7 protein-coding genes and 1 pseudogene are annotated in these 8174 nt (G+C 45.3%); 5 read left to right on the top strand and 3 right to left on the bottom strand.

The features are described 5' to 3' along the window. Nucleotides 1-278: pseudogene (locus tag JJU34_RS17975) on the top strand (twin-arginine translocation pathway signal protein); the annotation flags it as partial. 492 nt (nt 279-770) lie between these two features. On the opposite strand, the gene JJU34_RS17970 reads toward JJU34_RS17975, so the two are convergent. Then, entirely contained in the window at nt 771-1157 is a 387-nt protein-coding gene (locus JJU34_RS17970; RefSeq protein ID WP_228693800.1) for a DUF3037 domain-containing protein, read from the bottom strand. Beyond that, on the bottom strand, nt 1135-1938 hold the full coding sequence (locus JJU34_RS17965; RefSeq protein ID WP_228693799.1) for a HipA family kinase: 804 nt from the start codon (nt 1936-1938) through the stop codon (nt 1135-1137). The genes JJU34_RS17970 and JJU34_RS17965 overlap by 23 nt, the downstream gene beginning before the upstream one ends. 599 nt (nt 1939-2537) lie before the next feature. Between JJU34_RS17965 and JJU34_RS17960 the strand changes: the two genes are divergently transcribed. The 4 genes from JJU34_RS17960 (at nt 2538) to JJU34_RS17945 (ending at nt 6950) form a co-directional block, all read left to right on the top strand. Next, nucleotides 2538-3704 carry an NEW3 domain-containing protein gene (locus JJU34_RS17960; RefSeq protein WP_228693798.1) on the top strand — a complete coding sequence of 389 codons (1167 nt, stop codon included), beginning with the start codon at nt 2538-2540 and terminating at the stop codon, nt 3702-3704. Between the two features lie 12 nt (nt 3705-3716). Further along, the gene (locus JJU34_RS17955; RefSeq protein ID WP_366512724.1) at nt 3717-4676 is read left to right on the top strand and encodes an ABC transporter ATP-binding protein; all 960 of its coding nucleotides are present in this window, start codon (nt 3717-3719) and stop codon (nt 4674-4676) included. Then, a complete protein-coding gene (locus JJU34_RS17950) occupies nt 4660-5706 on the top strand; it encodes an ABC transporter permease subunit (protein ID WP_228693796.1) in 1047 nt (348 codons plus the stop codon). Before JJU34_RS17955 ends, JJU34_RS17950 begins: the two co-directional genes overlap by 17 nt. Before the next feature lie 74 nt (nt 5707-5780). Continuing rightward, nucleotides 5781-6950: an acyltransferase gene (locus JJU34_RS17945; protein WP_228693795.1), complete on the top strand. Its 1170-nt coding sequence runs from the start codon at nt 5781-5783 to the stop codon at nt 6948-6950. A gap of 83 nt (nt 6951-7033) precedes the next feature. Here the strand turns inward: JJU34_RS17945 and JJU34_RS17940 are convergent, their stop codons facing one another. Next, nucleotides 7034-8131 (bottom strand): DUF1573 domain-containing protein, encoded by a 1098-nt coding sequence (locus JJU34_RS17940; protein ID WP_228693794.1) that lies wholly within the window; start codon nt 8129-8131, stop codon nt 7034-7036. Nucleotides 8132-8174: the final 43 nt, after the last annotated feature.

Raw genomic sequence — 8174 nt, 5'->3', positions numbered from 1 at the left:
TCACCATTACCCAAGAAGATAACTATTCCAAAAAGGCTTTGGGATACCTTCCCGAATTGGAAATTGACGGATTAGAAAATCCGGTAGTCTCGGTAATTCACGAGGATAGCGGAGAGACAGAATATACGTTGAGAGTAAACCGAAGTCATTTCCGTCCCAAAGTGTTTCGTAATGGTACCTATCGGGTACAGGTAGAAAGCAGTGATGCAGGCGTTACCAAGACACTAGCTGGGCTTTCTATAGATACCGTTGGCACCAATTCGATTCGCGTTGTTTAGAGTTCGTAGTTCCCTGTTTGAAAATGAACGAATCGATTAATTGATGCAGGCTATAACAAACGGTCCCGACTAATCCTATGGAGGGATGAAATGAAGGGATGAAATGATTTATAGTTCGCGATATATTGAGTTGGGTTTTGGAGGTTAGTTTCGTATTAGCCTTTTAGGTTTCGCAATTCCCCAAGATCTTTGGGGTAGCTCATTTATGGCTGAGTTTTAGCGGCCAAAACGGTGTTTTAGATCGGGTTAGTGCCCCGGGCACCGCCCGGGGTTATTGCTCTTTGACCCTTTCAAGGTCAGGTTTTTTTATAACTCTTTTATTCGACGATATTAGGTTCGGTAGGATCAGGTGTTCGATTCAACTGTCTAACGATTCGAGAATTTCCCTATGCAGCCCACCTTGAAATTTACTCGAATTGGCGGGCTATTTTTTGTAACCAAAACCCATTGCTGGACAATTTGAATAATCTAACAGGGATTCGGCTTGTTATTCTATGCTTCTACCAAAACCTCGTACAGGCGCTCCAACTCTTTTTCTAAGTCATCGGTGAAACCAACATGAGGTCGGGAGGTCTGAATCATGGAACTTCGGTTTGCCGTCAACCACCGGAACCGGGAGGTGGCATCGTGCTTGGCAATGGGACTGCCGGCCTCTTCGCCCAGGCAAATACGGAAAAAGGACCTTAGGTAGTTTTCAATAACCTCCAAATCCGCATGAGTATCCAAGGCCACTATTTTTGACAGGTCCTCGTTGATTCTACAGGTGAGCCTATTCTCTTTTTTGCAGCAGATAACCACACCCATATTGACAAACTCTTCCCGCTCTACCCTAGGTACCACGCGCAGCACCGCGTACTCATATAAGTGCTTTCCTTGCATCTTCTGCTCCGTTTACAAATACTTCCGAATGGTTTAAACGGATCTTCAAAAACGCTGAATATACCGATTTAGCTTCCGCAGGAGTTTCCACGTCCCTGGAAGCCAGTATCCATTCATCGGGGATCAGATTAACTAACTGGTCGATTTTTTCCTCACTGAGTAACTGCCGCAGTTCATGGTCAGCTTCCTTCAAGTAGAGCGCCTGGGGGAGCAACACATGGTCTTTGATCAGCGGAAAAGGGCTTTGTGACTGCCTCTCCCAATTGTCCCAGGTATGGTGAAACAAAAATGAAGCTCCATGATCAATTAGCCAAAGTTCCCGGTTCCAAAGGAGCATATTCGTGTTCCGATAGGTTCTGTCCACGTTGGTGATAAAGGCGTCTAGCCAGACAATCTTTGAAGCCAACAGTGGATCTACCTGACTCGCCCCGGGGTCAAAGGTCATTGCTTTGGATAAAAAATGTAGCCCTAGGTTCAACCCTTGGCTACTCTTGAGTAGGTCCTGAATTTCCTCATCGCCTTCCGATTTACCGAAGGCTTCATCTAGGTAGGCAAATACCAGTTCGGGAACTTTGAAGTCCAAAAGTCGTGCGATTTCCCCACCTAGCAGCTCTGCAATTAGTGCTTTTTCCCGTTGTCCTGCACCCTTGAACTTGAGTACATAGCTAAATCCATCGTCGGCATCCGCAAGTGCCGGAAGCGAACCTCCTTCCCGCAGCGGCATGATATAACGCATTACCTGAACCGTACGTAGGGGATGGAATATCGTTTTATCGGTCATTTTACCTTGGATCTGAGTGCAAAGGTAAGGCAAATGGTCGATTTATATACCTTCGGTGAAATATTGAAATGATATAAGCTTCGCGATATTGGTAGATATACGCCTGCGGCGAGATATTGGGTTACGTTTATGATGGTAGGCTCGCTTCGGATTCGGGGTTTTGGAAAGGATTTGGGACCGTACATTCCGCGAATCTTAAATCTTACGTCTATCGTCTTATGTCTCCTTATGTCTGTCTTTTATCAGCTATCTTTTATCCTTAATAATCAATTTCTGTAAATCATGCGATACAATCTCGTCCATGCGGACCCTCTATATTGAAGACGAACGAGGCATCTTTCATGTCCTGATTAAGCGGGGATTTTACGTCATAATGCCGAATAATCTGAAAACCAACTTGTTTGATGGGTTTGCCTGTATGATGGATGAGTTCGATTCTGTGGAACAATGTTGTGTATATATCATTAATTTGTATCAATGAGGCTGTTTACTTTGCAAAATACAAATAATATTCTTTAACAATTTTTAACATGTGGGCACTTGAGCGATTTTTTCGGGATTTTTAAATTTGTCACATGTACTAAAGCCTTTAAAAGATTATGAAACGTTTTTTACTGTCAACTTGTACGAAAAGTTCGCTCTTTATCAGATTGGTCCACAGCCTGTGGATATTGCTTCTCGGTGGCCACGTAGCGTTTGCAAATACCGTGGCTTTGTATACGCCTTACCCTGAAATAGCGGTGCCTCCCGGTGAATCCATCGACTATTCCATCGATGTGATCAACAATTCCGGAAGTATCCGGGATGTTTCCATCCTATTATCCGGCATGCCAGAAGGATGGGATTATTCCCTGAAGTCAGGAGGATGGACAGTCACTAAAGTCTCTGTTTTGCCGGGGGAAAAGAAAACCCTAGCTCTCAAGGTGGATGTTCCCCATAAGGTGGAGAAAGGCACTTACCGGTTTCAGGTGATTGCGACCGGTTTATATACCCTGCCTATTACGGTGAATGTGTCCGAAACGGGCACCTTCAAAACGGAGTTCACCTCGAATCAACCCAATATAGAGGGACATTCCTCCGCACTTTTTTCCTATAATGCAAAGCTCAAAAACATGACCTCAGAGCCTCAATTGTATGCCCTTTCCACCGATGCACCCCGTGGATGGAATGTGGTGTTTAAAGCAAATGGTAAGCAGGTCAGTTCCGTAAGCATTGAAGCCAATCAGACCCAGGATGTTTCCATCGAGGTAACACCTCCCAAGAAAACTGCAGCGGGTAACTACAAGGTGCCCGTACGTGCGATTACGGCCAACACTGCTGCTAATTTGGACTTGGAGGCAGTCATCAAGGGATCCTACGAAATGGAATTTACGACACCTACTGGAATGCTGAGCACCAGTGTGACCGCAGGTAAGTCCAAGCGACTGGAAATGGTGGTGAGGAATAACGGATCCTCCACGATCAATGGTCTTAAGTTGGACCGAAAGGTACCTATGGATTGGGACGTGACCTACGAGCCAGCTGAAATCGCGACCTTGGAGCCGGGACAATCGGCTCAGGTATTCGCTACTATCCAAGCTTCCAAGAAGGCCATCGCTGGCGATTACATGGCTACATTGGAAGCCACCAACCCGGAAGTGACCGAGAAGGCTGCATTTAGGGTGTCTGTCAAAACCCCTGTGGTCTGGGGGTGGCTAGGTGTGATGTTGATCTTGGGTGTCTTTGGTGGTGTGTTTCAGTTGTTCAGCAAATATGGAAGGAGGTAAGCGGTGAGCCCTGTGATAGAACTGAACAAGCTCAGCAAGGCATACGGAAACTTCCAAGCGGTAGACGGGTTGGATTTGCAGATCCATAGAGGAGAAGTCTTCGGTTTGTTGGGTCCAAATGGCGCGGGGAAATCTACGACCATCTTAATGATGTTGGGTTTAACCGATCCCAGTTCTGGCCTGGTTACGGTGTGTGGATACAATGCGACTACTCAACCAGTGGAAGTGAAGAAGAAGGTAGGGTATTTACCAGAAGATGTAGGTTTCTACGATGAGTTATCTGGGCGGGAAAACCTGATGTTTACCGCTCGGTTAAACCAAATTCCCGAGGATCAGGCTAGCCATAAAGTTGAAAACTTACTACAAACTGTCGGGCTGGAATCGGCCGGAGACAAGCGGGTCAAGACCTATTCCCGAGGGATGCGTCAGCGTTTGGGATTGGCTGATGTGTTGATCAAGGATCCATCGGTGATTATATTGGACGAGCCTACACTTGGCATAGATCCAAAGGGAGTCAAGGAACTGCTCAGTCTGATATCGCACCTTGCCAGTAGTAAGGGGTTGACCGTGTTGCTTTCCTCACATCACCTGCATCAGGTCCAGCAAGTCTGTGATCGGGTGGGGCTGTTTGTGTCTGGTAAACTCATAGCCTGTGGCACGGTGCAGGAATTGTCACGACAGCTGTTTTCGCATTATCCCTTCCAACTTCAGGCCAACATATCACTGCCAGCCCACGTAGATCGCGGGCAGTTGGAAGCGGCTTTGATGCGGTCTGAGGGAATCAAGGAGGTTGTTTGGACAGCGGAAGGTCACTTGGAAGTTGGCTGCGAGTCGGATCAATCCTCCGAGATCGCACGGGTCATTCTGGACAGCGGTGCTACCCTGCACGAACTCACCCGGAAGACCTATGGATTAGATGAAATCTATCAACGGTATTTTGAAGAAAAGAAGGTTTATGAAATGGTTCAATGAGCTCCCTGTTCCGCTCCATGCAGCCCGTTGGCAGGCTATATGGAACAAGCTAACAGAAACAAACTCGGTAACTGCCAACAAAACCCGCTCCCCATTTTGGGTGATTGTACGTAAAGAAGTTTCGGATCATATCCATAGTTGGCGCCTGATCATCCTGATGACGGTGATTGTGCTGGCCTGCCTCGGTTCCTTAATCACTGGGTTGTTGCATTTCAATGATTTTGTAAAGGTCACTGATCCAGAGGATGCGTTTTTCTTCTTAAAGCTCTTTTCCGCCTCGGGATCAGGCTTGCCATCCTTTGTAGTGTTTATCAGCTTTCTTGGCCCCCTGTTGGGAATTGGCCTGGGTTTTGATTCGGTAAATTCGGAGGTAAGTAGGGGTACCATGGCGAGGGTCCTGTCACAGCCTATTTTCCGGGATCAGTGGCTCAATGCAAAGTTTGCGGCCGGATTGTTGGTAGTAGCCGCTTTGCTGTCTAGTCTTACCCTACTATTTGTTGGGTTGGGAATTCTGCGAATCGGTATTCCGCCTACACCGGAGGAATTTTTGAGGATTCTACTATTTATTGTGGTATCCATATGTTACGTCGGGTTCTGGCTGAACCTCTCCATTTTATTTTCTGTGAAGTTCAGACAGGCGGCTACCTCCGCCTTGGCGGTGATTGCGGTTTGGCTTTTTTTCACAGTCTTTTATGGGATCATAGTAAACCTGATTGCCAATGCCATAGCCCCCTCCAGCTATGCCCATCCCCAACAGATTATCCAATACCAACAGTTTATCACCAACCTGTTACGTGTAGTGCCCAGTCAGCTTTACAGCGATGCCACTACCACTCTGCTGATGCCATCGGTGAGGAGCCTAGGGCCTTTGAGTTCTGAGCAGGTGATAGGCGCGTTGCCTAGTCCGTTGCCCTTGGGACAGAGCGTACTGTTAGTGTGGGCACAACTCACTGCATTAATAGCCGCTACGATGGCCTGTTTTGGCTTGGCGTACTATTCATTTATGAGAAGAGAGATTCGCAGCAGGTAAGCTGCGAATCTTTTTCCAATTTTTTTTCCAAATACATTATAATATATTTGTAATACTTAAAACAATATGTATTTTTGAAATCAAATTTATATACCGGGTTTTTTTTAGGGAAGGATATGGAGAGATTGATTAAACAGGACCTGCGCCTCAATAATTTTGATATTATCAGGTTCTTATTGGCATCATCAGTTATTTTATGCCACAGTTATGTTATTTTGTATGGGTACGAACAATTTGTAGTTTTGGAGCCCTTTATGAAATGGAGTAGTGGGCAGATCAGTATTGGAAGTTTTGCGGTTAATTTTTTTTTCGTAATTAGTGGGTTCTTGATTTTAAAAAGCTACGAATCGTCTAGTGGACTTGGGGACTACTTCAGTAAACGGGTTCTTCGCATTTATCCCGGTTTTATCATGGTATTTCTGCTTGGACTATTTTTATTTGGACCGGTTGGCTATGCTAATGAACTTGGAGTAGGAAGCTACTTTGAATTTTTGGACAGAGTTCCCAAAAAACGGGAATTCGTCAATATGTTGTCCTTGCAACCACCGAAGGAATCGAGCTATTTTACCAACCTTCCCCAAAGAGGGCTTAATAACTCTTTGTGGACCATACAGTATGAGTTTGTGTGTTATCTTCTCGTACCGCTGTTGGGATTTATCGGTGTGTTGAAAAGTAGGAGATGGACATTGGTATCCTTAGTGGTAGTTTACGCATGCTACCTAGCCCAATCGTTCGGGTTTGCCTTTACTTCCTATGGGTGGCCCGACCTATGGGTGATCAGTAATCCTTACTTTTATTTCCGGTTTTTTACGTACTTCCTATTAGGTGCAGTTGTGTATTTGTATCGGGAAAACATCCCTTCAAATACGTGGTTTGCCCTTATATCCGTACTGGGCATCATTGTTTCATTTAGGTACTCGTTAGTTGATCAGCTTCTTCCGGTTTTTGGTACCTACCTGCTTTTTTATCTCGCCTATATGCCTAAACTTCAATACCCTGCGTTTAGCAAACATGGTGATTTTTCATATGGAATATACTTATATGGTTGGCCATTGCAGCAATTAATCATGACGTTCTTTTCGTCCTATTTGACGCCTTTTTGGTTTTTCACCATCACCTTTCCGATTGTTTTAATCTTTGCCATATTTAGCTGGTATGCGATTGAAAGGCCTTTTCTAAGATTGAAAATGTACAAGCCAAAAGCTGTCTTCGATGTGCCTGCCGTGGAAGTTATTAGGAAGTGATAGGTTAAAAAGCTATTGCACCTTGAGAATTAGAAATCCAGCATGTGTTTAGGAATGATTTCAGTCAGTTAACTAAACACCTGTCAATTAATTCTACTTTTCACCATAACGGTCTGTGCAGGCTGAACGGGATCGTTGCTAAAGATGGTAATTGCCTTATGGTCAATTCCTTTTCGATCTTTTGGGTCAAAGGTAACGGTAATGTCGGTTCGCCCCCCAGGTGATATGCTGTTGGTAGGTATTAGGATGCTTACACAATCACAGTTTGCAGTGACTTTGCGTATATGCAAATCTTGTTGTCCTTTGTTTTGCAGGGTGATCATTCTGGAAATGGGAACTTTGCTGTCTATTTTCGCTAAGTCCACCTCCATTTCCCGTATTTCCAAACGGGGCACCTGATTGATCTCAGACAGCGGGGTTGGAGCAAAATATTCAAATACATTGGCAATTAACTTGAAGGTAAGTGCCTCTTTCTCATCCGAAAGCACGGTAAACTGGATATCCTCTTCAAAGAAGCCCAAATCTCCCAATTCTTCACCGCTGTAAGACACTTCGAGGATTCCACGAGTCTTGGCGGTAACCACCGCAGGGTTCAGTCTTACCTGAATGTGTTTGGGCAAGGCGTCCTGTATTTGGCTGAGTTGTATCGGGTAGTCCCGGAAATTGAAAAAATCCAACTGCTTCACTTTGGGCTCGTTGGTATAGACATTTCCCATATGGATCACGGGAAGTCGAAAGCCCAAGCCAGCTTTTTCAATGGGATAGGCTTTAGCAGCCTCGGTGGGGAAGGGTACATTAAACCCCTCCAGTACTAATGTATCCATGTTCGGATCGTCATCCACTTTCACCAAGATGGATTTTGAGAAGGACCCGCCCCGACTTCTCGGGTCGAACGCAACCGTAATCTGCCCCTTTTCTTCGTTGGCCAAGGTGTCCTGTGTATAATCAGCGGTGGTGCACCCACAATCCGTCATGATTTCTTCGATGATTAGTTTTCTACCACTTCGGTTGGTAAAGGTATACTGAGCGGTAACGGTGCCCTGCTCTTCCAATATGGACCCTAGGTTGATCGATTTCGTTTCCCATTCCAAAAGCGGTTGGTCAATGTTCTGGCTGCTAGCCGGTAAGCTGAAAATCCAGAGGCAAAGGGATACTGGTGTAAAAGCTAGGTACTTTATCATGGTACAAATAACGCTAAATTCGGGTCGAAGTATGTGTTTATTT

The sequence above is a fragment of the Lunatimonas sp. genome (genome assembly GCF_020832325.1).
Taxonomy (GTDB): domain Bacteria; phylum Bacteroidota; class Bacteroidia; order Cytophagales; family Cyclobacteriaceae; genus Lunatimonas.
This window is presented reverse-complemented; position numbering and strand designations above follow the sequence as displayed.